Annotated in this window: 23 protein-coding genes and 2 tRNA genes; 11 read left to right on the top strand and 14 right to left on the bottom strand. The window is 69.5% G+C overall.

Features of this window, described 5'->3' with window-relative positions; genetic code table 11:
* Window positions 1–49: 49 nt before the first annotated feature.
* On the bottom strand, window positions 50–1,117 hold the full coding sequence (locus tag INQ48_13140; GenBank protein QRF60096.1) for an oxidoreductase: 1,068 nt from the start codon (window positions 1,115–1,117) through the stop codon (window positions 50–52).
* Between the two features lie 135 nt (window positions 1,118–1,252).
* Here INQ48_13140 and INQ48_13135 point away from each other — a divergent pair, with 135 nt between their 5' ends.
* The 3 genes from INQ48_13135 to INQ48_13125 all read left to right on the top strand — a co-directional run bounded on the left by INQ48_13135 (window position 1,253) and on the right by INQ48_13125 (window position 4,725).
* Window positions 1,253–1,525, top strand: coding sequence for a type B 50S ribosomal protein L31 (locus INQ48_13135; GenBank protein QRF60095.1), 273 nt, complete (start codon window positions 1,253–1,255; stop codon window positions 1,523–1,525).
* A gap of 93 nt (window positions 1,526–1,618) precedes the next feature.
* A complete protein-coding gene (locus INQ48_13130) occupies window positions 1,619–3,382 on the top strand; it encodes a hypothetical protein (protein ID QRF60094.1) in 1,764 nt (587 codons plus the stop codon).
* Entirely contained in the window at window positions 3,379–4,725 is a 1,347-nt protein-coding gene (locus INQ48_13125) for an MATE family efflux transporter (GenBank protein QRF60093.1), read from the top strand. The genes INQ48_13130 and INQ48_13125 overlap by 4 nt, the downstream gene beginning before the upstream one ends.
* 30 nt (window positions 4,726–4,755) lie before the next feature.
* Here the strand turns inward: INQ48_13125 and phoR are convergent, their stop codons facing one another.
* From phoR to pstS, 7 genes are read right to left on the bottom strand one after another with little or no spacing between them, the layout of a single operon-like run.
* Window positions 4,756–6,099 (bottom strand): phosphate regulon sensor histidine kinase PhoR, encoded by a 1,344-nt coding sequence (gene phoR, locus INQ48_13120; protein ID QRF60092.1) that lies wholly within the window; start codon window positions 6,097–6,099, stop codon window positions 4,756–4,758.
* Window positions 6,100–6,143: 44 nt separating this feature from the next.
* Complete coding sequence (gene phoB / locus INQ48_13115; GenBank protein ID QRF60091.1) at window positions 6,144–6,836, bottom strand: phosphate regulon transcriptional regulator PhoB; 693 nt, start codon at window positions 6,834–6,836, stop codon at window positions 6,144–6,146.
* Between the two features lie 36 nt (window positions 6,837–6,872).
* On the bottom strand, window positions 6,873–7,574 hold the full coding sequence (phoU, locus tag INQ48_13110) for a phosphate signaling complex protein PhoU (protein ID QRF60090.1): 702 nt from the start codon (window positions 7,572–7,574) through the stop codon (window positions 6,873–6,875).
* A 26-nt stretch (window positions 7,575–7,600) separates the two neighbouring features.
* Window positions 7,601–8,389: a phosphate ABC transporter ATP-binding protein PstB gene (pstB, locus tag INQ48_13105; GenBank protein QRF60089.1), complete on the bottom strand. Its 789-nt coding sequence runs from the start codon at window positions 8,387–8,389 to the stop codon at window positions 7,601–7,603.
* A 52-nt stretch (window positions 8,390–8,441) separates the two neighbouring features.
* A complete protein-coding gene (pstA, locus tag INQ48_13100; GenBank protein ID QRF60088.1) occupies window positions 8,442–9,326 on the bottom strand; it encodes a phosphate ABC transporter permease PstA in 885 nt (294 codons plus the stop codon).
* The gene (gene pstC / locus INQ48_13095; protein ID QRF60087.1) at window positions 9,323–10,402 is read right to left on the bottom strand and encodes a phosphate ABC transporter permease subunit PstC; all 1,080 of its coding nucleotides are present in this window, start codon (window positions 10,400–10,402) and stop codon (window positions 9,323–9,325) included. The genes pstA and pstC overlap by 4 nt, the downstream gene beginning before the upstream one ends.
* Window positions 10,403–10,444: 42 nt before the next feature.
* Complete coding sequence (pstS, locus tag INQ48_13090; GenBank protein QRF60086.1) at window positions 10,445–11,479, bottom strand: phosphate ABC transporter substrate-binding protein PstS; 1,035 nt, start codon at window positions 11,477–11,479, stop codon at window positions 10,445–10,447.
* A gap of 250 nt (window positions 11,480–11,729) precedes the next feature.
* Between pstS and INQ48_13085 the strand changes: the two genes are divergently transcribed.
* Window positions 11,730–13,250, top strand: a complete 1,521-nt coding sequence (locus tag INQ48_13085; GenBank protein QRF60085.1) for a Ppx/GppA family phosphatase — start codon at window positions 11,730–11,732, stop codon at window positions 13,248–13,250.
* An 84-nt stretch (window positions 13,251–13,334) separates the two neighbouring features.
* On the opposite strand, the gene INQ48_13080 is transcribed toward INQ48_13085, so the two are convergent.
* From INQ48_13080 to INQ48_13070, 3 genes are read right to left on the bottom strand one after another with little or no spacing between them, the layout of a single operon-like run.
* On the bottom strand, window positions 13,335–13,796 hold the full coding sequence (locus tag INQ48_13080) for a histidine phosphatase family protein (protein QRF60084.1): 462 nt from the start codon (window positions 13,794–13,796) through the stop codon (window positions 13,335–13,337).
* 25 nt (window positions 13,797–13,821) lie between these two features.
* Window positions 13,822–16,152 (bottom strand): polyphosphate kinase 1, encoded by a 2,331-nt coding sequence (gene ppk1 / locus INQ48_13075; GenBank protein QRF60083.1) that lies wholly within the window; start codon window positions 16,150–16,152, stop codon window positions 13,822–13,824.
* Complete coding sequence (locus tag INQ48_13070) at window positions 16,149–17,045, bottom strand: GNAT family N-acetyltransferase (GenBank protein QRF60082.1); 897 nt, start codon at window positions 17,043–17,045, stop codon at window positions 16,149–16,151. The genes ppk1 and INQ48_13070 overlap by 4 nt, the downstream gene beginning before the upstream one ends.
* A gap of 164 nt (window positions 17,046–17,209) precedes the next feature.
* Here INQ48_13070 and INQ48_13065 point away from each other — a divergent pair, with 164 nt between their 5' ends.
* From INQ48_13065 to INQ48_13035, 7 genes are all read left to right on the top strand, one after another.
* Entirely contained in the window at window positions 17,210–18,901 is a 1,692-nt protein-coding gene (locus INQ48_13065) for an FAD-dependent oxidoreductase (protein QRF60081.1), read from the top strand.
* Between the two features lie 39 nt (window positions 18,902–18,940).
* Window positions 18,941–19,204, top strand: coding sequence for a UBP-type zinc finger domain-containing protein (locus INQ48_13060; protein ID QRF60080.1), 264 nt, complete (start codon window positions 18,941–18,943; stop codon window positions 19,202–19,204).
* Between the two features lie 116 nt (window positions 19,205–19,320).
* The gene (locus tag INQ48_13055; protein ID QRF60079.1) at window positions 19,321–20,028 is read left to right on the top strand and encodes a glutathione S-transferase N-terminal domain-containing protein; all 708 of its coding nucleotides are present in this window, start codon (window positions 19,321–19,323) and stop codon (window positions 20,026–20,028) included.
* 36 nt (window positions 20,029–20,064) lie between these two features.
* Window positions 20,065–20,141: transfer RNA gene (locus INQ48_13050), tRNA-Pro, on the top strand.
* Between the two features lie 41 nt (window positions 20,142–20,182).
* Window positions 20,183–20,259: transfer RNA gene (locus INQ48_13045), tRNA-Arg, on the top strand.
* Between the two features lie 281 nt (window positions 20,260–20,540).
* Window positions 20,541–20,816: a hypothetical protein gene (locus tag INQ48_13040; protein ID QRF60717.1), complete on the top strand. Its 276-nt coding sequence runs from the start codon at window positions 20,541–20,543 to the stop codon at window positions 20,814–20,816.
* A 99-nt stretch (window positions 20,817–20,915) separates the two neighbouring features.
* Window positions 20,916–23,003, top strand: a complete 2,088-nt coding sequence (locus INQ48_13035; GenBank protein ID QRF60078.1) for a TonB-dependent receptor — start codon at window positions 20,916–20,918, stop codon at window positions 23,001–23,003.
* A 15-nt stretch (window positions 23,004–23,018) separates the two neighbouring features.
* Here INQ48_13035 and INQ48_13030 read toward each other — a convergent pair whose 3' ends face one another.
* Genes INQ48_13030 through INQ48_13020 form a run of 3 tightly spaced genes read right to left on the bottom strand, consistent with a single transcriptional unit; the run spans window position 23,019 to window position 25,670 of the window.
* A complete protein-coding gene (locus INQ48_13030) occupies window positions 23,019–24,215 on the bottom strand; it encodes a HupE/UreJ family protein (GenBank protein QRF60077.1) in 1,197 nt (398 codons plus the stop codon).
* Window positions 24,202–25,389, bottom strand: coding sequence for a hypothetical protein (locus INQ48_13025; GenBank protein QRF60076.1), 1,188 nt, complete (start codon window positions 25,387–25,389; stop codon window positions 24,202–24,204). The genes INQ48_13030 and INQ48_13025 overlap by 14 nt, the downstream gene beginning before the upstream one ends.
* On the bottom strand, window positions 25,386–25,670 hold the full coding sequence (locus INQ48_13020) for a hypothetical protein (protein QRF60075.1): 285 nt from the start codon (window positions 25,668–25,670) through the stop codon (window positions 25,386–25,388). Before INQ48_13020 ends, INQ48_13025 begins: the two co-directional genes overlap by 4 nt.
* Window position 25,671: the final 1 nt, after the last annotated feature.

Here is a 25,671-nt window from a genome sequence, read left to right as displayed (position 1 = left end):
GCTCGCCTCCCAAGAAGCGCGTTGCATCGCAAGATGCAGCGCGCTTTTTTCATGGGCGCGCGACCGGCAGCGCGCGGCCTTCCTCGGCGCTGCGCCGGCCGAGATCGAGCAGTTCCATCAGCGCCACCGCCTGCGCGGGCGGCACGGGATTCGGGCCCTGGCCGAGGATCGCGTCGCGCACGGCCGCGTAGTAGGCGACATAGTCGCCCGCGCGCGTGGGCCGGGCGCGCTTCGCCACCATGCCGTCGGCCGCGGGCAGCACGAGTTCGCCATCGAGCGGATCGGCGCCCCACCCCGCCATCGGCGGCCGCCGGCCGGCGCGCAGCGCATCCTCCTGCGGATCGACGCCGTGCTTGACGTAGCTGCCGCGCGTGCCGTGCACGAGGTAGCGCGGCGCGGCGTGGGCCGCGAGCGTGGTCGAGTGCAGCACCACGCGCAGCGGCGCACGCGGCCCCGACTCGTAGCGCAGCACCGCGTGGAAGTAGTCCTCGACCTGGGCACCGTCGCGCAGCACGGCGGTGTCGAGCTGCAGGGTGTCGGGCATGCCGAACAGTTGCACCGCCTGGTCGACCAGGTGCGCGCCCAGGTCGACCCAGATGCCCGCGCCCGGCACCTTCTGCTCGCGCCAGCGCTCGCGCACCTCGGGCCGGTAGCGGTCGAAATGCGACTCGAAATAGACCGGGCGGCCCAGCTCGCCGCTGGCCAGCAGTTCCTTCAGGGTCAGGAAATCGGCGTCGAAACGGCGGTTCTGGTAGACCGCGAGCACCAGCTTGTTGCGCTCGGACAACGACTGGAGCTCGCGCGCCTCGGCGGCATCGAGCGTGAAGGGCTTGTCGACCACCACGTGCTTGCCGGCCAGCAACGCCGCTTTCGCGACCGGATGGTGCTGGGCATTCGGCGTGGCGACCACGACGAGGTCGATGTCCGGCCGCGCGACCAGCGCCGCCGTGTCGGGCACCACGGCCACGCCGGGCCAGTCGGCATGCACCTTGTGCGGCTGGGAACTGGCCACGGCCGCCAGTTCGAGCCCGGGCACGGCCGAGAGCACGGGGGCATGGAAGGTCTGGCCGGCGAAGCCGTAGCCGACGAGGCCGGCGCGCAGGGTTCTGGAGGTCATGGGAGGGCTGGTTTCGCTGGGGACGGGCCGAAGTGGCCGCCATCGGCCCAGTATGCGATAATCGGCGGCTTCGCGAAAAGTGCGGCCGGCGTCCTGCCCGCCAGTGGCTCTCGCATCGACCCCCAAGGAAAGACCATGGCAAAAGAAGGCATCCACCCGAATTACCGCGAAGTCCTGTTCGTCGACATGTCGAACGGCTTCAAGTTCGTGACCCGTTCCTGCGTGAACACGAAGGAAACCGCCAAGGCGGACGACGGCCGCGAGCTGCCCCTGTTCAAGCTGGACACCACCAGCGAATCGCACCCGTTCTACACCGGCACCCAGAAGTCGGTCGACAACATGGGCGGTCGCGTCGAGAAGTTCCGCAACCGCTTCGGCAAGACGACCGGCGCCGCTGCCTCCAAGTAAGGCACGCACCCAGGCTCAGGCCTGGCGTCGAGGGCAGCCCGGTTTACCGCGCTGCCCTTTTTCTTTCCCCCACCCGCCGCCGTCCATCGCCCTTTGAACCAGCCCACGCCCGCGATCGTTGCCCAGAATGCCGTGCGCCGGCTGCCGCGCATCGCGCTGCTGCTGCTGTGCGCCGCCTACCTGCTGCCGGGTCTGGTCGGCCGGGGACCCTGGAAGAGCGCCGACATCACGGCCTTCGGCTACATGGCCGAGCTGGCGCGCAGCACCGAGGGCATCGCGCGCTGGTTCGATCCGCGGCTGCTGGGCATCGCGCCCGAAACGCCCGCGCTGGTGCCGTACTGGATCGGCGCGCTGGCGATCAAGATCGCGCCCGCCTGGCTGCATCCCGACTTCGCGGTGCGCATCGTGTTCGCGCTGCTGCTGTGGGGCACCTTCACCGCGACCTGGTACGCGGTCTATTACCTGGCGCGCACCGCGCGCGCCCAGCCCGTGGCCTTCGCCTTCGGCGGCGAGGCGCGGCCGACCGACTACGCGCGCGCCATGGCCGACGGCGCCCTGCTCGCGCTGATCGCCTGCCTGGGCCTGGCCCAGCTCGGCCATGAAACCACGCCCGCGCTGGCACAGCTCTACTTCGCCTCGCACCTGTTCTACGGCGTGGCGGCCCTGCCCTACCGGCGCGCCGGGCCGGTCATCGCGCTGGTGGTCGGCACGCTGGGCATGACGCTCAGCGGCGGCCCCACCGTCGGCCTGGCGCTGGCCACCGGCAGCGTGCTGTTCATCGCCTACGAGCGCCGCCGCATGCGCCGCGCCGCCGAGCCCGCGAGCACCGGCTGGTCGGGCATGGGCGAGGACGAAGGCCCGGGCTACACGCGCGGTGCGCTGTTCACCATGGCCGGCGTGACGCTGCTGGCCGCGGCGCTCGCGATCGGCCTCGGCCTGCTGCAATGGAAGATCGACCTGCCCGGCGCCCATCCCGGCACCTCGATCGCGAGCGACATCCGCAGCCAGGCCCGGCTGCTGCTGTGGTTCACCTGGCCGGCCTGGCCGCTCGCGCTGTGGACGCTGTGGCGCTGGCGCCGCCAGCTCGCGGCGCGCCACGTGGCGCTGCCGTTCTGGTTCGCGCTGGTGCCGCTGGCCGCCACCTGGACCACCGACTACTCCGACCGCTCGCTGATGCTGGCGCTGCCCGCGATGGCCACGCTCGCGGCCTTCGCGCTGCCGACCTTCCGGCGCAGCGTGGCGGCGCTGGTCGACTGGTTCACCCTGCTCTTCTTCAGCGGCCTGGCGCTGCTGGGCTGGATCTACTGGATCGCGATGCAGACCGGCTACCCGCCCAAGCCCGCGGCCAGCGTGGCGCGGCTGGTGCCGGGCTTCGTGCCCGAGTTCTCGCCGATCGCCTTCGTGCTCGCGCTCGCCGCCACCATCGCCTGGTGCTGGCTGGTGCGCTGGCGCACCGGCCGCCACCGCGCGGCGCTCTGGAAGACGCTGGTGCTGCCGGCTGGCGGTACCGCGCTGTGCTGGATGCTGCTGATGACGCTGTGGCTGCCGCCGATCGACTACGCGCGCAGCTACGCGCCGCAGGTGCGCGCCGTGACCGAGCGCGTGGGCCATCCCAAGTGCGTGGCCGAGCTGGCGTTGAGCCGCGCCCACATCGCGGCGCTGCAGTACCACGGCCGCTTCGACCTGCAGCCGCTGCTGCTGGGCACCGACTGCCCGTGGCTGCTGGTGGCCCCCGAGACCATCGAGCGGCTGCACACCATCATCTCGCTCGACCAATGGCGCTTCGCGGGGACCCTGCGCCGCCCCAGCAGTCCCTCCGACGACCTGCTGCTGTACGAGAAGATCGCGCCGCGGTGAGGGGCGAACGCGGACTGATCGCCCGCCACGCGGGCACGGTGCTGGTCGGCCAGCTGGCCGTGATGGCCTTCGGCGTGACCGACACCATCGTGGCCGGCCGCTATTCCGAGGACGCGCTGGCCGCCCTGTCGGTCGGCGCCGCCATCTTCGTCAGCGTCTACGTCTCGCTCATGGGCGTGCTGCAGGCCCTGCTGCCGGTGTGGGCCGAGCTGCACGGTGGCGGCCGCGGCGCCGAAGTGGGCCGCTCGGTGCGGCAGTCGCTCTACCTCGCGGGGCTGGCGATCGTGGTGGGCATGGCGCTGCTGCTGCTGCCGGGCCCGGCGCTGCAATGGACCCAGGTGCCGCCCGCGATGCGCGGCGAGGTCGAGGCCTACCTGATGGTGCTGGCCTTCGGGCTCGCACCCGCGCTGCTGTTCCGCCTCTTCAGCACGCTGAGCCAGAGCCTGGGCAAGCCGCAGCTCGTGACCTGGCTGCAGCTGGGCTCGCTGGCGATCAAGCTGCCGCTGTCGGTCTGGTTCACCTTCGGCGGCGCGGGCCTGCCGGCCATGGGCCTGGTCGGCTGCGGCTGGGCCACGCTGGTCGTCAACTGGGCGATGCTCGGCTGCGCCGTGTGGCTGCTGCGCACCAGTCCGTTCTACCGCGGCTACCGGCTCTGGCAATCGATCGAGAAGCCCGACTGGGCGCAGATCGGCCAGTTTGCGCGCCTGGGCGTGCCGGCCGGGCTCGCGGTGCTGGTCGAGGTCACCTCGTTCACGCTGATGGCGCTGTTCATCGCGCGCCTGGGCACCACCGCGGCCGCCGCGCACCAGATCGCCGCCAACCTGCTGGCCGTGGCCTACATGGTGCCGCTGTCGCTCGCGATCGCCACCAGCGCGCGCGTGAGCTTCTGGCTCGGCGCCGGCGATCCGGTGCTGGCGCGGCGCGCCTGCCGCACCGGCTTCGAGCTGACGGTGCTGTGCGCGCTGCTGTTCGCGCTCGCCATGTGGGGACTGCGCTTCCAGCTCGCGGCCGTGTACTCGGACAAGCCGGCCGTGATCGCGCTCGCGGGCGCTCTGCTGCTCGTGGTGGCGCTCTACCACTTCGCCGATGCGCTGCAGACGCTGTGCGTGTTCGTGCTGCGCTGCTACCGGGTCACGCTCGCGCCGCTGGCGATCTACTGCACGCTGCTGTGGGTCGTGGGCCTGGGCGGCAGCTACCTGCTGGCCTACCGCGGGCTCGGCCCCTGGCCGGCCATGCAGTCGCCGCTGGCGTTCTGGATCATGGGCGCCGCGGCGCTGGCCGTCACGGCGCTGCTGTTCGGCGCGTTGCTGCGCTGGACCATGGCGCACCGCGTGCGCGGCTGAGCGGCTGAACGGTGAAAGCGCCGCGGCCGTTCAGGCCGGCTGCCGCGCCATCACCCGTGCCTCGCGCACGCGCGTGGCCGGGAACAGCAGCGCGAAGCGCGAACCCTTGCCCACCGTGCTCTCGATGCGCAGCTCCGCGCCATGGCGCTGGGCGATGTGCTTGACGATCGCCAGCCCGAGCCCGGTGCCGCCGGTCTCGCGCGAGCGGCTTCGGTCGATGCGGTAGAAGCGCTCGGTCAGCCGCGGGATGTGCTCGGCCGCGATGCCCGGGCCGGTGTCCTTCACCGCGTACTCGCCGCGGCCGTCGGGCAGCACGCGCCAGCTCACCGCCACCTCGCCGCCGCCGGGCGTGTAGCGGATCGCGTTGCTCAGCAGGTTCGACATCGCGCTCTGCAGCTCGGTGGCTGCGCCCGACACCTCGGAATCGGCATCGATGGCGAACGACAGCTTGTGGCCCAGCTGCGGCGAGAGCCGGCCCGACAGGCCACGGCCCTCGTCCTCGCACTGCGCGAGCAAGGCGCGGATGCGGGTCCACTGGGTACCGCCGGGCGCGGCGCTGCCCTCGAGCCGCGACAGGGTCAGCAGGTCGTTGACCAGCGTTTCCATGCGATGCGACTGCTGTCCCATCAGGCCGAGGTAGCGCGCGCGCTCGTCGGCATCGAGCGGCAGGTTCTGCAGCGTCTCGACGAAGCCGGCCAGCACCGTGAGCGGCGTGCGGATCTCGTGCGAGACGTTGGCCACGAAGTCGCGCCGCATCGCCTCGGCCTGCTCGAGCGCGGTGATGTCGCGCGTGAGCAGCATGCGGCGGTTGCCCGCGTAGGGATGCACCTGCACCGACAGCCGCACCGGATGGCTGCGCTGGGCGCCCAGGCCGTGGCCGTCGATGACGACGTCGCGGCTGTAGTTCCACGACGCGAGGTAGGCGACGAAAGCCGGATCGCGCACGAGGTTGGCCAGGTGCTGCAGCAGGTCGCGCTCGGCATCGATGCCGAACTGCGCCGCCGCGGTCTGGTTACACCACTCGATGCGGCCCTGCTCGTCGAGCAGCACCACGCCATTGGGCGAGGCCTGGATCGCGGCCAGGAACTCATGCAGCCGGTCCTCGGCCTGGCGGATCTGCTGCTCGCGGTCGCGCAGCAGCTTGCGGATGCGCTCGGCCAGCTCGCCCCACATGCCGACGCCGCGGCTGGGCAGGCCCACCGCGTCGTTGCGCAGGATCAGCAGCAGCCGCTTGGCGCGCCAGGCATCGAAGCCCAGCCAGACCACCGCGCCGGCCCAGGCGCCGAGCCAGCCGAGTTTCCAGCCGAAAAAGGCTGTAACGCCCGCTCCGCCGAGGAGAGACGCTATTAAAAATGTAGCGATACGAAACGGCATGGCGGGCGATTATCCGCGCCCGCGGGCGGAGACGCTCACGGCGGTCAAACGGTGGCTTGGGCCGTCAGGCGGTAGCCGGCGCCGCGCACCGTCTCGACCATCGGCGAGGCCGCACCCAATGATTCGCGCAGGCGCTTGACGTGCACGTCGACCGTGCGCTCCTCGATGTAGACGTGGTCGCCCCACACCTTGTCGAGCAGCTGGGCCCGGCTATGGACGCGCTCGGCGTGCTGCATCAGGTAGGCCAGCAGCTTGAACTCGGTCGGACCGACCTTCAGCGCATTGCCCTGCCAGGTCACGCGGTGGGTGGCGGTGTCGAGCGCGAGCTCGCCGATCTCGACGCGCTCGGTCACCACCTCGGGCGCGCGGCGGCGCAGCACGGCGCGGATGCGCGCCAGCATCTCCTGGGTGGAGAACGGCTTGGTGATGTAGTCGTCGGCACCGGCATCGAGGCCGGCCACCTTGTCGGGCTCGTCGCCGCGCGCGGTCAGCATCAGGATCGGGACGGCCTTGGTACGGGGGTCCTTGCGCCACTGGCGCGCGAGCTGCAGGCCGCTCTGGCCCGGCAGCATCCAGTCGAGCAGGATCAGGTCCGGCAGGAAGGCATCGATCTCGCGCTGGGCGGCCGCGCCATCCTCCGACCAGATCGGCTCGAAGCCGTTGTGGCGGAGGTTGACGGCGATCAGCTCGGCGATCGAGGACTCGTCTTCGACGATCAGGACTCGGGGTTTTTTCATGCTTTCTTGGGAGTCTTGCCGCAGTCGTACTGGCCGTTACTGCAGCGCCGACTCGATTTCCTGCATCGAAGTGTGCCGCACATCGGCACCCTTGACGATGTAGATGATGAACTCGGCGATGTTCTTGGCGTGGTCGCCGATGCGCTCGATGGCCTTGGCCAGGAACAGCAGGTCGAGGCTGGCGGAGATGGTGCGCGGGTCTTCCATCATGTAGGTGACCAGCTTGCGCACGAAGCCGTCGAACTCCTTGTCGATCAGGTCGTCGTCCTTGAGGATCGACAGCGCCGCGGCGGTGTCGAGGCGCGCGAACGCGTCGAGCGCGGTGCGCAGCAGGTTCGACGCCAGGTCGGCCGCGATGCGCAGCTCGGTGGTCGGCAGCATGCGCGACGCGCCGCTCTCGATGATCGACTTGACCATGCGCGCGATCTTGTTGGCCTCGTCGCCCACGCGCTCGAGGTTCGCGGTGGTCTTCGAGATCGCGATCAAGAGGCGCAGGTCGCGCGCGGTCGGCTGGCGACGCGCGATGATCGACGACAGCTCGCGGTCGATCTCGATCTCCATCGCATTCACGCGGTGCTCGGTTTCCATCACGCGGTCGGCCGCGTCCGAATCGAACTGCAGCAGCGCGTAGATCGCCTGGTGGATCTGCGACTCGACCATGCCGCCGAGTTCCATCACGCGCGACGAGACGCCGTTGAGTTCGCTGTCGAACTGGCTGGAGAGGTGTTTTTCAGTCATGGTGTCGTCCTCTTTGCGTTGTTGCATCAGCCGAAGCGGCCGGTGATGTAGTCCTCGGTCTCCTTGCGCTGCGGCTTGAAGAACATCTGCTCGGTGGCGCCGAACTCGATCAGGTCGCCCAGGTACATGTAGGCGGTGTAGTCGCTGCAGCGGGCGGCCTGCTGCATGTTGTGGGTCACGATGACCACCGTGTATTCGTTCTTCAGCTCGGCGATCAGTTCCTCGATCTTGGCGGTCGAGATCGGGTCCAGGGCCGAGCAGGGTTCGTCGAGCAGCAGCACTTCGGGCTTGATCGCGATGCCGCGCGCGATGCACAGGCGCTGTTGCTGGCCGCCCGAGAGGCCCGAGCCGCTCTGCTGCAGCTTGTCGCGCACCTCGGTCCACAGGGCCGCCTTCTTCAGCGCCCATTCGACGCGGTCGTCCATGTCGCTGGCCGAGAGGTTCTCGAACAGCTTCACGCCGAAGGCGATGTTGTCGTAGATCGACATCGGGAACGGCGTCGGCTTCTGGAACACCATGCCGACCTTGGCGCGGATCAGCGCCACGTCCTGCTTGCTGGTCAGCAGGTTCTCGCCGTCGAGCTCGATGGCGCCTTCGGCGCGCTGCTCGGGATAGAGCTCGAACATGCGGTTGAAGGTGCGCAGCAAGGTCGACTTGCCGCAGCCCGAGGGGCCGATGAAGGCCGTGACCTTGTTCTCGGGGATCTCGAGGTTGATGCCCTTGAGCGCGTGGAACTTGCCGTAGTAGAAGTTCAGGTTCTTGACCGAGATCTTCGCGGGCGATGCGGCGACGGTGGGAGCGGTGATGGGTGCCATGTTGCGTTTCTCTTGTTCGTTCTGTGCTGTGTGCATGAAAGCCGCGTCGGCTTCAGTGCTTGGAGCGCGTGAGGACCCGCGCCAGGATGTTGAGGGCGAGCACCGCGACGGTGATCAGGAACACGCCAGCCCAGGCGAGCTGTTGCCAGTTCTCGTAGGGGCTCATGGCGAACTTGAAGATCGTCACCGGCAGGCTGGCCATCGGCTGCGTCACGTCGGCGGTCCAGAACTGGTTGTTCAGCGCGGTGAACAGCAGCGGCGCGGTCTCGCCGGCGATGCGGGCCACGGCCAGCAGGATGCCGGTCACGACACCGGCGCGCGCGGCGCGCAGCGTGATGCTCAGGATCACCTTCCACTTCGGCGTGCCGAGGGCGTAGGCGGCTTCGCGCAGGCCCGGGGGCACCAGCTGCAGCATGTTCTCGGTGGTGCGGATCACGACCGGGATCACGATCAGCGCGAGCGACAGCGCACCGGCCAGGCCCGAGAAGTTCTTGAAGTAGGCCACGACCACCGCGTAGACGAACAGGCCGATCACGATCGACGGCGCCGACAGCAGGATGTCGTTGACGAAGCGCGTGACCGAGGACAGCATGCCCTTGGGGTTGTACTCGGCCAGGTAGATGCCGGCCATGATGCCGATCGGCGTACCGACGAAGGTCGCCAGCAGCACCATCACGAAGGAGCCGAAGATCGCGTTCAGGATGCCGCCCGCTTCGTTCGGCGGCGGGGTCATCTCGGTGAAGGCCGCGATCGACAGGCCGCCGATGCCGAGGCGCAGCGTCTCCCAGAGGATCCAGACGAGCCAGAACACGCCGAACACCATCGCGGCGAGCGACAGCGTGAGGGCGATCTTGTTGACGCGGTTGCGCGAAGCGAACCGGGCCTGGCGGGTTTCGGCCAGGGTCTTGGCGTTGATGAGGGATTGGCTTGTGCTCACGACTTCTTTCCTTCGCTCTTCTTCATCTGCGCCAGCAGCACCTTCGACAGCGACAGCACGACGAAGGTGATGAAGAACAGCACGAGGCCCAGGTACATCAGCGCGGCCTGGTGCAGGCCGGCGCCGGCTTCGGCGAACTCGTTGGCGAGCGCCGAGGTGATGCTGTTGGCCGCCTCGAACACCGACAGCGAGTTCAGCTGGTTCATGTTGCCGATCACGAAGGTGACGGCCATGGTCTCGCCGAGCGCGCGGCCCAGGCCGAGCATGATGCCGCCGACGACGCCGGCCTTGGTGTAGGGCAGCACGACCTTGGAGACGACCTCCCAGGTGGTGGAACCGAGGCCGTAGGCCGATTCCTTGAGCAGCGGGGGCGTGACCTCGAACACGTCGCGCATCACCGAGGCGATGAACGGGATGATCATGATCGCGAGGATGATGCCGGCCGAGAGGATGCCGATGCCCACCGGGGGACCGGACACCAGCGCGCCGAGATAGGGCACGCCGGCCAGCAGCTTCTGCAGCGGCTGCTGGACCCAGGTCGAGAGGATGGGGCCGAACACCAGCAGGCCCCACATGCCGTACACGATGGAGGGCACGGCGGCCAGCAGTTCGATGGCGGTGCCCAGCGGGCGCTTGAGCCAGCCGGGCGAGAGTTCGGTGAGGAAGAGCGCGATGCCGAAGCTCACGGGCACCGCGATCACCAGGGCGATGGCCGAGGTGGCCAGCGTGCCGTAGATCATCACGAGGCCACCGTATTCGTTCTGGACCGGGTCCCACACGCTGCTCGTGAGGAAGCCGAGGCCGTACTTGGTGATGGCGGGCCAGGCACCGACGATCAGCGACAGCAGGATGCCGATCAGCATCGCGAGCGTCAGCAGCGCGGCACCCTTGGCGGCCAGGCCGAACAGGCGATCGACCATGGGACCGGAGCGCGATGCCTTCATCGGCGGCGGTGCGGTGGTGCGGCCCTGCTCGGCGGAAAGATCGAGCGCGGTGGCGGCGGCGGGGAAAGTGGATGACACGTGTCGCTCCGGCAAGGACGAAAGCGGCGCGCCATCGAGCGGATTGCTGCTCATGGACGCGCCGTGTTTTCTTTTTCTGATCGGGAAGGAGAAGGCTTACTTGAAGGCGACGGGCTTGCCCGAAGCGTCCTTCACCTCACCCCAGGCCTTGGCGATCGTGGCCTTCACGGCGTCGGGCATCGGCACGTAGTCCAGGTCGTCGGCCGTCTTGTCGCCGCTCTTGTAGGCCCAGTCGAAGAACTTCAGCACGGTGGTGGCGTTGGCCGGCTTGTCCTGCGTCTTGTGCAGCAGGATGAAGGTGGCGCCGGTGATCGGCCATGCACCCTTGTCCGACTGGTTCGTCAGCACTTGATAGAAGCTCTTGTTCCAGTCGGCACCGGCGGCGGCGGCCTTGAAGGCGGTGTCGTCGGGCGAGACGAAGTTGCCGGCGGCGTTCTGCAGCTGGGCGTACGTCATCTTGTTCTGCTTGACGTAGGCGTATTCCACGTAGCCGATCGAGTTCGGCAGACGGCCCACGAAGGCGGCGACGCCTTCATTGCCCTTGCCGCCCGCGCCGGTGGGCCAGTTCACGGCCGTGCCTTCGCCGACCTTGCTCTTCCACTCGGCGTTGACCTTCGACAGGTAGTTGGTGAACAGGAAGCTGGTGCCCGAACCGTCGGCGCGGCGAACCGGGGCGATGGCGGCGTCGGGCAGGTTCAGCGAACCGTTCAGGGCCTTGATCGCGGGGTCGTTCCACTTCGTGATCTTGCCGAGGTAGATGTCGCCCAGCACTTGGCCGCTGAGCTTGAGTTCGCCGGGCTTGATGCCCTGGATGTTCACGACCGGGATCACGCCGCCGATGACGGTGGGGAACTGCATCAGGCCCTTGGCCTGGAGTTCCTCGTCCTTCAGGGGAGCGTCCGACGCGCCGAAGTCGACGGTCTTGGCTTCGATCTGCTTCAGGCCGGCGCCCGAACCGACCGACTGGTAGTTGATCTTGACGCCGGTGGCCTTGTTGAAGTCCGAAGCCCACTTGGCATACAGCGGTGCGGGGAAGCTGGCGCCGGCACCGGTCACGTCCTGGGCGAACGCGGGAAGAGCGAAAACCGCGGCGACGAGGCCGGCGGTTGCAAATTTGAACGTCGTTTTCATGAAGCTTCCTTTAGAAGTAAGAAGTAGTCCCCTTGCGGGCTTGCGACGGACTCTAGAAAGCTTGTGTGACATCGATGTGACACCCCTCTGTCGAGGGAAAATGGGGCCGTGGAGCCCTCCGGCTCTGTGACGCTGTCACACAACCGTCATGCGCCCCAACTAGCCTCTCGAACCTCGCTGCGGTGGGGTTGGAAGGCGGTGGGGAAACCGTCAACGACATACGAATCAGGCTCCGCCTCTTTACTACAACATGCAAAACGGCACCCGCCTCGCAGCGGTCGATCTCGGTTCCAACAGCTTCCGGCTCGAGATCGGCCAGGTCGACCACGGCCAGATCCACCGCACCGAATACCTGAAGGAGACCGTGCGCCAGGGCAACGGCCTGGACAGCGCGCGCAACCTCACGCCCGAAGCCATGCAGCGCGGCTGGGACGCCCTTGCCCGCTTCGGCGAGCGGCTGGCCGGCTTCAAGCGCTCGCAGGTGCGGGCCGTCGCCACCCAGACGCTGCGCGAGGCGCGCAACCGCGAGGAATTCCTGCTGCGCGCGCGCACCATCCTGGGTTTCGGCATCGACGTGATCCCGGGGCGCGAGGAAGCCCGGCTGATCTATCAGGGCGTGGCACACATGCTGCCGCACAACGACGCCTCGGACCGCGAACGCCGGCTGGTGATCGACATCGGCGGGCGCTCCACCGAAATGATCATCGGCCGCGCCCTCGAGGCCGAGCTGATGGAGTCGTACCGCGTCGGCAGCGTCGCCTGGTCGATGAAGCACTTCCCGGAAGGCCAGTTCACCGCCGCCGCCTTCCGGGCCGCCGAGGTCGCGGCCAAGGCCGTGCTCGACGACGCGCTCGGCAGCTACACGCGCGACCAGTGGGACGTGGCCTATGGCGCCTCGGGCACGATCGGCGCGGTCGGCGACGTGCTGGCCGCGGCCGGCGGCGAGCCCGGCGTGGTCCGGCGCGAGGGCCTCGACTGGCTGCTCGACCGGCTGCTCAAGGCCGGCGGCGCCGACAAGCTGCGCATCGAGGGTATGCGCGATGACCGCAAGGCGGTCATCGGCGGCGGCCTCAGCGTGCTGCGCGCGGTGTTCGACCTGCTGGGCATCGAGGAGATGAAGGTGGCCCAGGGCGCGCTGCGCCATGGCGTGCTCTACGAACTGCTCGAACGCGACGAGAGCGTGGCCGACATGCGCACCACCACGGTCGCGCGGCTCGCCACCCGTTTCGCGGTCGACCCCGTCCAGGCCCGGCGCGTGGGCGACGCCGCCGCCGCCCTGTTCGTGCAGCTGGCGCCGGCCGCGCGCGGCGGCAGCACCACCAGCCGCGCCGGCCGCGCGCTGCGCAAGCTCGGCTGGGCCGCGCAGCTGCACGAGATCGGCGCGCTGGTCTCGCACAGCGACTATCACAAGCACGGCGCCTACATCCTCGACAACACCGACGCGCCCGGCTTCGCGGTCAACGAGCTGCACGCCCTCGCCCAATTGGTGCTGGGTCAGCGCGGCAAGCTGCGCAAGCTCGAGGCCTCGCTCGACGACGAGACCTTCGTCATGCAGCTGCTGGCGCTGCGGCTCGCGGTGATCCTGTGCCACGCGCGGCGCGACCCCGCGCCCGACGCCCTGCACCTGTCGACGCTCGGCACCCGCACCTTCTCGATCGCCTGCGCCCCCGACTGGGCCGAGGCCTTTCCGCAGTCGGCCCACCTGCTGCGCGAGGAGGTGCTGGCCTGGCAGAAGATCAGCACCTGGCGCGTCGATCTGGCGGGCTGCTGAGCCGTCCGGCCGGATGGCCGGCGGACAGCGGGCAGCGCTGCCCGCGGCGCCGGCACCGAATGCGCGGCGTGGCCGCGCGCAGCCTCAGAGAAGTTCGGGCGACTGCACCGTCACCACGACGGTCTGCACGTCGCCATCGCGCTCGCGCGTGCGGATCCACCACAGCGCGCCCTTGCGCACCGGGCAGCTGTCCTGCTTCAGGCCCAGCAGCAGCGAGATCGCCTGCCCCAGCGAGGGCTGGTGGCCGATCATCAGCACCACCGACTTGCCGTTGGGCCAGCCGGCCGAGGCCAGCAGCGCGTCGGCGGTGGTGTCGGGCGCCAGTTCGCTGCGCAGCTTGTACTTGCGCCCGAGCGCCAGCGCGGTCTGTTCGCAGCGCCGCGCGGGGCTGCTGATGATGCGCGTGCCGTCGGGCAGTTGGCGGTCGAGCCAGCTGGCCATGCGCTTGGCCTGCTTCTCGCCGCGCGCGGTGAGCGAGCGCTGCATGTCGTCGCAGCCCTCGGTCCAGTCATCGGCTTCCGCATGGCGCCAGAAGATCAGGTCCATGGTCATCGTCTTTCGAACTTCGGCTTCATTGACCGGATGCGACGTCACGGGGCCCTCGCGCTGCGTAGCGGTTCATCAGGGCCGCCTGCGCGCCATGTGCCTCGATCGCGCGCGACGCGCCGGCCTCGCCCGGGTGCGTGTCGTGGTCGACCCGGGTGTAGACCCCGTCGGCGCCCAGGTCCCAGGCATCGCGGCCGTCGTGCAGGTAGGCGACCAGGCACTCGTCGATGAGGCGCTGGCGCAGCACCGGGTCGGTCACGGGCCAGGCGAGCTCGATGCGCCGCATCATGTTGCGGTTCATCCAGTCGGCGCTCGAGAGGTAGAGCGACTCGTCCTCGCCATGGCGGAAATAGAACACCCGCGAATGCTCGAGGAAGCGGCCGATCACCGAGCGCACGCGGATGTTGTCGGTCAGCCCCGGCACCTGGGCCGGCAGCGTGCAGGCACCGCGCACGATCAGGTCGATCTTCACGCCCTTCTGCCCCGCATGCACCAGCGCCGCGACCAGCTCCTCGTCGGTCAGCGCATTCATCTTGGCGACGATGCGCGTGGGCTCGCCGCGCTCGGCGGCAGCGGCCAGCGTGGCGATCTGCGCGCGGATGTTGCTGTGCAGGTCGAAGGGCGCGAGCCACACGCGGTGGAGCTTGGGCAGCTTGCTCTGGCTCGCGAGGTGCACGAACACCGCTTCCATGTCGGCGGTCAGCAGCGGATCGGCCGTGAGGTGGCTGATGTCGGTGTACAGGCGCGCGGTACGCGGGTTGTAGTTGCCGGTCGACAGGTGGCCGTAGCGGCGCATCTGCTTGCCCTCGCGGCGCGTCACCAGCAGCATCTTGGCGTGGGTCTTCAGTCCCACCACGCCGTACACCACCTGGGCGCCGATCGACTCGAGCATCTCGGCCCAGTTGATGTTGGCCTCTTCGTCGAAGCGCGCCTTGAGCTCCACCACGACGGTGACTTCCTTGCCGCGCCGGACCGCCTCGCGCAGCAGCTCCATCAGCTCGGAATCGGCGCCGGTGCGGTAGATGGTCTGCTTGATCGCCAGCACCTGCGGGTCCTGCACCGCCTCGCGCAGGAAGGCCAGCACGCCCTCGAAGCTCTCGAAGGGCTGGTGGATCAGCACGTCGCCGCGCTGCAGCCGCTCGAAGAAGGACTGCGAGGGCGACAGCGTGATCGGGTAGGAGGCCTGGTACGGCTTGAAGCGCAGCTTCGGCTCGTCGAGCAGGTCGGCCAGCTGGGTGAAGCGCGCGAGGTTGACCGGGCCGTGCACGCGGTACAGCGCCTCGGGCGGCAGGTTGAACTGCTCGAGCAGGAAGCTCGCGAGCGACTCGGCGCAGCTGGCCGACACCTCCAGGCGCACCGCCTGGCCGAAGTGCCGGTGCTGCAGGCCCTGGCGCAGCGCGGTGCGCAGGTTCTTCACGTCCTCCTCGTCCACCGCGAGGTCGGAATGGCGCGTGACGCGGAACTGCGAGAAGTCGCCGACCTCGCGCCCCGTGAACATCGAGGACAGGTGCGCGCGCACCACGCTCGACAGCGCCACGAACAGCGTCTTGCCGTCCGACACCTTGGCCGGCATCTTGATCAGCCGCGGCAGCACGCGGGGCACCTTGACGATCTGGATCGGATTCTCGCGCCCGAAGGCGTCCTTGCCGCCCAGGCGCACGATGAAGTTGAGCGACTTGTTCGCCACCTGCGGGAACGGGTGCGAGGGATCCAGCCCCACGGGCAGCAGCAGCGGGCGCACCTCGCGCTCGAAATACTCGGCCACCCACTTGCGCTGCGCCGGGTTGCGCTCGCCGTGCGAAATGATGTGGATGCCGTGCGTGCCGAAGGTCGGCATCAGCTCGTCGTTGTAGAGCGCGTACTGGCGCGCCACCAGCTTGTGGACCGCTTCGGCCAGCCGGCGGAACGACTCGACCGTGTAGGTGCCCTTGTGGTCGTCGGCGCTGCCCGCGATCAGATGCGGCGCGGCGCGGACCTCGAAGAACTCGTCGAGGTTCGACGAGACGATGCACAGGTAGCGCAGCCGCTCGATCAGCGGCACCTCGGGGCGATGCGCCCAGTCGAGCACCCGCTCGTTGAACGACAGGATGCTGTGGTCGCGGTCAAGCAAGGTGAATTTCGGCGTCTCGGCCACCGAAGGCAGCGAATCGGCCGGATCTGAAGGCATGGACACGGATTCTGGAACAAGCGGCACCACTGCCGTGCTCGATAAAGGGAATGTGACAGTGTCATGCGGGTTTGTGACATTTGGATGACTGTCCCGTGACGCTGTCGACATGCCTACTTTCGACCGCTCTTCCCCGTCCGCAGGCAGGACGGACGACCCGTTCGCGGGTCGGACGACCGCTGGTTTCATGCGCCCAGGAAGTGCTTGCGGTAGCGCGCCGGCAGGTCGTCGATGCGCATCAGCATCGGCAGGTCGGCGGTGTTGAAGTCCGGGTCCCAGGCCGGCGCGCCGAGCACCTTGGCGCCCAGGCGCAGGTAGCCCTTGATCAGCGCGGGCGGTTCCACGTCGAGGCTGCCGTCGAGGCGCTCGACCGGCAGCGCGAGCCGCGGCTGCACCTGGTACTGGATCGGCGCCATGTGGCTGGCCGAGAGCTGGCGCCAGATGCTGGCCGCCGCGTCGCCGCAGGTCACGCCGTTGTGCGACATCGGGATGCTCGCGCAGCCGATCATCGTGTCGAGCTTGTTGCGGTGCATGAAACCGGCCAGCGCGCCCCACAGGGCCAGGATCACGCCACCCTGGCGGTGCTCGGGGTGCACGCAGCTGCGGCCCAGCTCCACCATGCGCTCGCGCAGGTCGCGCAGGCGGGTCAGGTCGAATTCGGTGTCGCTGTAGGTGCTGCCCACGCGGCGCGCCTGGGCCGGCGTCAGCACGCGGTAGGTGCCGATGACCTGCTGCGTCAGTTCGTCGCGCACCAGCAGGTGCTCGCAGAAATCGTCGAACAGGTCCACGTCGTGGCCGGGCAGCGAGGTGGAGATGCGGGCCCCCATCTCGCCGACGAACACTTCATAGCGCAGGCGCTGGGCGGCACGGACATCGTCCTGGTGACGGGCCCAACCCACGGTGATGCCCTGCTTGGCCTCGATGACGGGGGCCGGCAGCACGACCGCGGGGCCGATGGCAGCGGGGGCCTTGGGCGTCGCGCTGACGGCGGCGGCGGTGCCGGCGACAACGGGCGCGGGCCAGAGGGCTGCGCGGAGCCCGATCTGCGACAGCGGAAATGTCGGGTTGGGCAGTTCTTTCATGTGGAAACCCTTTCTGCTGGGCGAGTCTCGGCACCCGTGGTGAAAAGCGCGTGTCATGGCCGTGGCAATTGCATGACGATGTGACGGGCCGCCGGGCGCCCGTCTTTGGCGTCTAATGCCCCGACCGCCGACGCTCGGCACCCCCCACCGGAGACCCTGGACCGATGGCCACCGCAGATACTTCCAGCACCGCCGCCGCCGGCGGTAACCGACAGTTGCAGACCTTTCCGGTGCTCAACGACACCGAGATCGCGCGCATCGCACGTTTCGGCAGCGTGCAGCACTTCGCGCGCGGCAGCCGCTTGTTCACCGCCGGCGAGGTCGGCGCCGGCATGTTCGTGCTGCTCAAGGGCGTGGTCTCGGTCACCCAGCGCGACGGCCTGGGCCACGTGGTGCCGATCGTGCGCCAGGGGCCGGGCGAGTTCCTGGCCGAGGTCGGCCAGCTCAGCGGCCGCCCCGCCCTGGTCGACGGCCATGCCGAGGAGGACGTCGAGGCGCTGGTGCTGCCGCCCGCGCAGCTGCGCGCGCTGCTCGTGGCCGAGGCCGACCTCGGCGAGCGCATCACCCGCGCGCTGATCCTGCGGCGCGTGGCACTGATCGAATCGGGCGCCGCCGGCCCGGTGCTGATCGGCCAGCCGCAGTCGCCCGACATGGCGCGGCTCGAGAACTTCCTGCGCCGCAACGGCCATCCCTATCACCTGGTCGACGCCGACCAGGACCCCGACGCTGCCGCGCTGCTGGCGCAGTACGGCAACCACCAGTTGCTGGCCGTGTGCCCCAACGGCTCGGTGCTGGTGAACCCGAGCGAGGACGCGCTGGCGCTGTGCCTGGGCATGGTCGATGCCGCCGCGCACGACGAGCTCTACGACGTGGCCGTGGTCGGCGCCGGCCCGGCCGGCCTCGCGACCGCCGTCTATGCCGCCTCCGAGGGGCTGCGCGTGATCGTGCTCGACTGCCGCGCCTTCGGCGGCCAGGCCGGCGCCAGCGCGCGCATCGAGAACTACCTGGGCTTTCCCACCGGCATCTCGGGCCAGGCACTGGCCGGCCGGGCCTTCGTGCAGGCGCAGAAGTTCGGCGTCGAGATGCTGATCCCGGCCAAGGTGGCCTCGCTCGACTGCGCGCGCACCAACCCCGACGGCAGCCTCGCCATCGCGTTGGCCGACGGCCGCCGCATTTCGGCACGCACAGTGGTCGTGGCCAGCGGCGCGCGCTACCGCCGGCCCGGCGTGCCCAGGCTGCACGAATTCGAGGGCCGCGGCATCTGGTACTGGGCCTCGGCCATCGAGGCCAAGCTCTGCGCGCAGCAGGAGGTCGCGCTGGTCGGCGGCGGCAACTCGGCCGGCCAGGCGGCGGTGTTCCTCTCGCACCATGCGGCCAAGGTCAACGTGCTGGTGCGCGGGCCCTCGCTCGCGGCCAGCATGTCGCGCTACCTGATCGACCGCATCGAGGCCACGCCCAACATCTCGCTGCAGCCGCACACCGAACTCGTGCGACTTCATGGCGATCCCGACGCGGGCCTCACCGGCGCCACCTGGCGCTGCCACAGCACCGGCGCCGAGCACGATTGCCCCGCGCGCAACATCTTCCTCTTCGTCGGCGCCGAACCCGAGACCGACTGGCTCGCGGGTTGCGGCGTCGCGGTCGACAAGCACGGCTTCGTGCAGACCGGTTCCGACGCCAGCGCCGGCTTTCCCGCGCGCCCGGCCACCGCGCTCGAGACCAGCGTGCCCGGCGTCTTCGCCGTCGGCGACGTGCGTTCGGGCTCGGTCAAGCGCGTGGGCGGCGCGATCGGCGAAGGCGCGGCCGTGGTCGCGCTGATCCACCAGCACCTGGCCTCGAACTCGGCCGTGGCCTGAGTCCCGATCCCTCACCCATTCATCCAGGAGAACCCGCGCATGCGCATCAAGCCCTGCGAACACGTCCCCGCGGAGATCGCCGCGCCCCACACCCTGCGCGGCTGCGAGGAATGCCTCAAGACCGGCGACAGCTGGGTGCATCTGCGCCTGTGCGTGCACTGCGGCCATGTGGGCTGCTGCGATTCGTCGAAGAACCGGCATGCGACGCGCCACTCGCAGGCCGAGGGCCATGCGGTGATCCAGTCGCTCGAGCCCGGCGAGGACTGGATGTGGTGCAACGCGCACGAGCGACAGGTGGGCTGAGGCGCGCGCCGGTCATTGGCCGTGCGGCACACGCCCGCGCGGCCGCCTGTATATGCTGGCTGCCGCGTCGAGGAGCCCCTCTTCGCCGCCCCCATCCAGACCGGAGACTCGACAACATGCCCGAACCGAAGACCATCGAGGTCTATTCCTGGCCCACGCCCAACGGCCACAAGATCCACATCATGCTCGAGGAGTGCGGCCTGCCCTACCGCGCGCATCCCATCGACATCGGCAAGGGCGACCAGTTCGCGCCCGACTTCCTGCGCATCAGCCCCAACAACAAGATCCCCGCCATCACCGACCCCGACGGTCCGGACGGCGCGCCCATCTCGCTGTTCGAATCGGGCGCCATCCTCGTCTACCTGGCCGGCAAGACCGGCCAGTTTCTGCCCCAGGGCGACCGCGCGCGCTACGACGTGCTGCAGTGGCTGATGTTCCAGATGGGCGGCGTCGGCCCCATGCTCGGCCAGGCGCATCACTTCCGCCTCTACGCGCCCGAGAAGATCGCCTATGCCATCGACCGCTACACCAACGAGGCCAGGCGCCTCTACGGCGTGATCGACAAGCAGCTGTCGAAACACAGCTTCATCGCCGGCCCCGACTACAGCATCGCCGACATCGCCATCTTCCCGTGGCTGCGCAGCTGGCAGAACCAGGGCATCACCCTCGAGGACTATCCGCGCCTGAAGGACTGGTTCGACGGCATCGCCGAGCGTCCCGCCGTGCAGCGCGGCGTGAAGGTGCTGGCCGACCTGCGCAAGCCCATCACCGACGACAAGGCGCGCGAGATGCTTTTCGGCAAGACCCAGTACGAGAAGCGCTGAGACCGCCTCATATTCGGGCTAGAATAGAAGGCTTGTCGGGGTGTAGCGCAGCCTGGTAGCGCATCTGGTTTGGGACCAGAGGGTCGAAGGTTCGAATCCTTTCGCCCCGACCAAGAATCTTCTTTCCTGCTTTGCTTTCTGTTCCGCCTGGAATCTGCCCGTAGCTCAGTTGGATAGAGCACCTGCCTTCTAAGCAGGTTGTCGGGGGTTCGATCCCCTCCGGGCAGGCCAACATCGGCGTCCGCCGCTGCACGCAGCACAGCTCTCTCCCCTCCATGCTTCTTTCCAGAGAACGACACATCGTCGCCATGCTGTGTGCCGCAGCCTTGGCGACCGCCTGCGGCACGTCCATCGATCGCGCAGCCGATCGGCCCGCGCCCTCGTCCGCAACCCCTCCCACCCAACTCTCGCCCGCGCAAGCCCTGACGCCTCAAGCCCAAGGCAAACGCATCCACTGGAGCGGCGGCATCAACGCCATCACGCCAGAGGAAGGCTCTCGCCAGTGCTTCACCCTGCTGCACGCCACCTTCGATGCGCAGGGCGTGCTGCAGTGGCCGCGCAACGAACAGGAGTTCATCGCCTGCGGCGCTGGTTACTACGACGGCAACCTCGTGGCCCAGTACACGCTCGTGAGCTTCGACGGCCGCGTGGCCGGGCAGCGGATGATCCTGGGCAAGCCGGTGCCGGTGATCGAGATCGAGGCCCTGTACCGGCACTCCGACTGCACGCAAGGCAACGAGAAGATTCCCGAGTGCTACTCGGGCCTGCTGCAGCCCCGGAAGCCCTGAGGGCGCGCCGAATCCGAAGCGCGCTTGCGTGCGTATCAGTGGCGCGTCATGGCAACGAGCATTTCCGCTCCGCGCGGACATTGAAGACGCGGGAGACCTATGAAGCCTTCGATCCGCCTTGCGCGCCGGCCCTGGATGTTCGGCGCATTGCTCAGCAGCGCCACGGCCTGGGCCCAGCCCGTCCACCTGCCGCCCATCGAAGTGAGCGGCCCGCGCGACGCGGCCATCGGCACGGCCGACAGCGCGAGCGAAGGCGCGGTGGAGAAAGCCTCGTTCCAGGCCCGCCCCAAGCTGCGCCCCGGCGACATCGTCGAGGCCGTGCCCGGCGTGGTCGCCACGCAGCACTCGGGCGACGGCAAGGCCAACCAGTACTTCCTGCGCGGCTTCAACCTCGACCACGGCACCGACTTCGCGGTCACGGTCGACGGCATGCCGGTCAACATGCCCTCGCACGGCCACGGCCAGGGCTTCGCTGACCTCAACTTCCTGATCCCCGACCTGGTCTCGGGCGTGCGCTATCGCAAGGGACCCTACTTCGCCGATGGCGGCGATTTCGCGCTCGCGGGCACGGCCTCGCTCGACTACGTGAGCGCGCTCGATGCGCCCTTCGCCGAAGTCACGCTGGGCGCGAACAACTTCCGCCGCCTGCTCGCGGCCGGCTCGCGCACCGTGCAGGACCAGACCTGGCTCGGGGCGATCGAGCTCGAAGGCAACAACGGGCCCTGGGACACGCCCGAACGGCTGCGCAAGGCCAATGCGGTGCTGCGCTATTCGCAGGGCTCGCCCATGCGCGGCCTCAGCATCACGGCCATGGCCTACCAGAGCCGCTGGAACTCGACCGACCAGATCCCCGAGCGCCTGGTCGACAGCGGCGAGCTCTCGCGCTTCGGCTCGCTCAACACCACCGACGGCGGCAAGACGCGGCGCCTCAGCCTGTCGGGCAAGTGGTTCGACAACAGTCCCGAGGGGCAGACGCAACTCAGTGGCTATGTCATCGACTACCGCTTCGACCTGTTCTCGGACTTCACCTACTTCCTCAACAATCCCGAGCAGGGCGACCAGTTCGAGCAGACCGACCGCCGCCGGGTCTTCGGGCTGCAGGGCACGCACAGCCGGCCGAATCAGATCGGCGGACTGGATGGCGTGCTGAGCTTCGGCGGCAGCTGGCGCGGCGACCGCATCGGCGAGGTCGGGCTCTACAACACGGTGGCGCGCGAGCGGACCTCGACCGTGCGCAACGACAAGGTGCAGCAGGACCTGTTCTCCGTGCACGCGCAGCAGCTCGTGAACTTCAGCGAGCGCTGGCGCGGCTACGTGGGCCTGCGCGGCGACCTGTTGCGCTATGACGTGCAGGGGCGCGAACCGCTCTACGGCCCGGTCAACAGCGGACGCGGCCACGATTCGCTCGTGAGCCCCAAGGCCGGCCTGGCCTTCACCGTGACGCCGGCCCACGAGCTCTACCTCAACGTGGGCACCGGCTTCCACAGCAACGACGTGCGCGGCGCGACGATCAACGTCGATCCGACCAACGGCCTGCCCGCGGACCGCGTGCCCGCGCTCGTGAAAGGCCGCGGCGCCGAGATCGGCTGGCGCTTCCAGCCCAGCGACGACTTCAGCCTCACCACCGCGCTGTGGCAGCTGCGGCTCGACTCCGAACTGGTCTATGTCGGCGACGCCGGCACCACCGAGCCCGGCCGCGCCAGCAGCCGCCGCGGCATCGAGGCCACGATGCGCTGGAAGCTCGGTTCGCGCTGGCGCTTCGAGGCCGATGCGGCGATCTCGCGTGCGCGCTTCCGGGGCCTGGCGCCCGAGGGCGAGGGCAACTACATCGACAACGCGGTGGAGCGCGTGTTCGCCGCGGGCGTGATCTACACCGAAGGCCCCCTGACGGCCTCGCTTCGGCTGCGCTACATGGGCCCGCGCGCGCTCGACACCTTGAACACGGTGCGCTCGCGCGCCACCACGCTGCTGAACTTCGGCGCGCGCTATGCCGTCAACAAGCAGCTCACGCTGGGCCTGGACGTGTTCAACCTCGCGGGCCGCAAGGGCAACGACATCGAATACTTCTATGCCTCTTGCAGCGCGGGCGAAGTGGCGCGCGGCGCCTGCGGCGACGGCATCGACGGCCGCCACATCCATCCGATGGAGCCGCGCAGCGCGCGGGTCAGCGCGCGCTGGACCTTCTAGATCGGGCGTCCCCGTTCAGGCGAACGGCAGGATCTTCACGTCGAACACGCGCTCGCAGAACCAGATGGCCGCCACCGCCACGGCCACGACCGAGCCACCGCGCAGCACCACCGGCGCATAGCCCCGCCAGCCGCGCAGCGACAGCAGCACGACCAGCGCCACGGCCACCACCATGAGCTGGCCCGCTTCCACGCCGAGGTTGAACTGCAGCAGCGCGAGCACGAAGCCGCGCAGCGGCAGGTCGAGTTCGCCGAGCGCGCCCGCGAAGCCGAAGCCGTGGATCAGGCCGAACAGGAAGCTGAAGAGCTTGCGCCGGCCGCGCAGCAGCGGCCGCAGGTTGTCGACGGCCGCGAGGATGATGGTGATCGCGATGCCGGGTTCGACGATGCGCGGCGAGAGGCTCACGATCTTGAGCCCGGCCAGTGCCAGCGTGATCGAGTGCGCGATGGTGAACATGGTGACGATGCCGAGCATCGGCCAGATCGCGTCGCGCCAATGCCTCACCGGTGTCCAGCCGCCATCGCCGCGCCGCAACAGCACGGCGGGCAGCAGCAGGCACAGCAGGAACAGGATGTGGTCGTAGCCGATCAGGATGTGATGGATGCCATCCCGGAAGAAGCCGGGGCTGTCGCTCTCGGCGTTCGCCGCGGGCGAGGAAGCTCCTGCCGCCGCGCCCGGCCATGGCAGCGCCACGCTGCCGGCCGCTGGATCGAGCGAGTGCACGGCGGGCGAAGCACCAGCGTCCGAAGCGAGCCGCAGCAAACCGCGATGCGTCGGATCGATCTCGCGAAACAGCCGGTAGTCGATCTCGAGCGTCGGCCCCGTATCGCACCGCGCATGCAGTTGCAGCACGAGGTAGGCGCCGTCGACGCGGTCCTCGACCGCGGGCGGCCGCGCCTCGGCCAGCGCGCAGCGGCCATGCTGCAGTTGCAACCGCGCGAGCGCATAGGCGCGGATGTCGTCGAGCCGCGAACGCACCTCGCCCCAGCGCAGCTGGCGGTCGCCGTCGCGGTCGAGTTCGAGCGTCGCGTCGAGATCGCGCAGCGCGATGTCCCAGCGCAGGTCCAGGCCCTCGGCATCGCGCTGGATCTGCAGGTAGGCATCGCTGGCCTTGTGGGCGCGCGCGCTGCCCGGCGCGAGCGCCAGCAGCAGCGCCAGCACGAACAGCAAGGCGGTCGCCAACCCGATGCGGCGTCGTTCAGGGAATGGCATCGACACGGGCGTCCTTCAGTCCGATCTCGCGCATCAGCGCCCTCGCCTCCTCGCGCGCTGCCGCATCGCCGGCGGCCGAGGCCGCGCGCGCGAACACCAGCAGGTCGACCGGCTCGCGCTGCAGGCGCACGTTGAGGCGCGCCAGCTCGACGGCGCGCTTCGCATCTCCCTGCACGTCGAGCGCGAACATCGCTTCCTCGCGCGCATGCTGCGCGGTGGTGCCGGGGCGCAATGCCGCGGCCTCGAAGCGCTCGCGCAGTTCCTCGGCTTCGGGAACCACCGCGCGCGATGCCGGCGGCTTGCCTGCCTGCGTGCGCGCGATGGCCAGCCGCAGCAGCACCGCATCGCTGCGCGCTTCCTTCGCGAGCAGCGACGGGATCTCGCCCGCGCGACCCGCGCGCTGCAGGAAGTCGCTGTAGGCCAGCAGCAGATAGCCGGAGCGCTCGGCCGCGAGCGCCTTGCGGTAGGCGGCATCCGCCTCGGCGGGCCGGCCAGCGAGTTCCTCGATCTCGGCGATCGAGGTCCACAGCCATTGCCGCGTGCCGGCCTGCGGCGCACCGGCCAGCGCGGGATCGGCCAGCAGGCCTCGCAGCGCGTCGCGCGCGGCGGCATGGTTGCCGCGCAGGCCGGCGTTCTCGGCCAGGCAGGCCACGCCATAGAGCGCCGGGCCCACGCGGCCGAGCGCGCGGCAGGCGGCATCGGATTCGTTGTAGCGCCCGCGCACGCGCAGCACGGTGGCGAGCGTGATCCACCCTTGGGGATCGGCGGGCCGGCGCGCCAGCGCGGCCTTCAACAGGGATTCGGCGCCGTCGAAGTCGTGCAGGAACTGGGCCACGGTGGCGCGCATCACCAGCACCGCGGGCGGTGTCTGGGCGATGGGCGTGGCGTCCCAGGCCTGCAGCGCGGCCGCGGCCTGGCCGGCGTAGCGCGCATCGCCCTGCGAGCGCGCGAGATCGAGGTAGGTGGTCGCGGCCTCGATCGCGGTGGCCTCGTCGCCGGGCCGCTGCGCGAGTTCGCGGCGCAGCTTGCGCTGCGCATCGAGCCAGCCGGCGATCGCGGGCAGCTTCTCGACCACCTCGTCGTCGCTGGCCGGCACCCGTGGCGCCGCGAGCGCGGCGCCGGCCGCGGCCAGCGACAGGACCAGCGCCGCCGCGGACCGCTGCGCCAGCCTCATTGCGTGGCGACGGGGTCCTTGGTCTCCGACGTCGGCGCCGGGTCGAAGGCCGCCACGTTGGCCGGCTCCGCCGTGTCGAGCACCGAGGCGACCAGCGACTGCACGTAGGCGATGAAGCTGTCGTACGCGTCGGCCTGCGGCGGCGGGTTCTCGGGCGGGTTGTTGCCGCTCACCGGCGGGAACGGATAGAACGCGGCGCCACCGCCGCCGCCCCCGCCGCAGCCGGCGAGGAAGGCGGCTGCCAGCAGCAGGCCGGCGATGCGAGGAATGTTGCGGTTCATG

This window comes from Variovorax paradoxus (assembly GCA_016806145.1).
Lineage (GTDB): Bacteria > Pseudomonadota > Gammaproteobacteria > Burkholderiales > Burkholderiaceae_C > Variovorax.
This window is presented reverse-complemented; position numbering and strand designations above follow the sequence as displayed.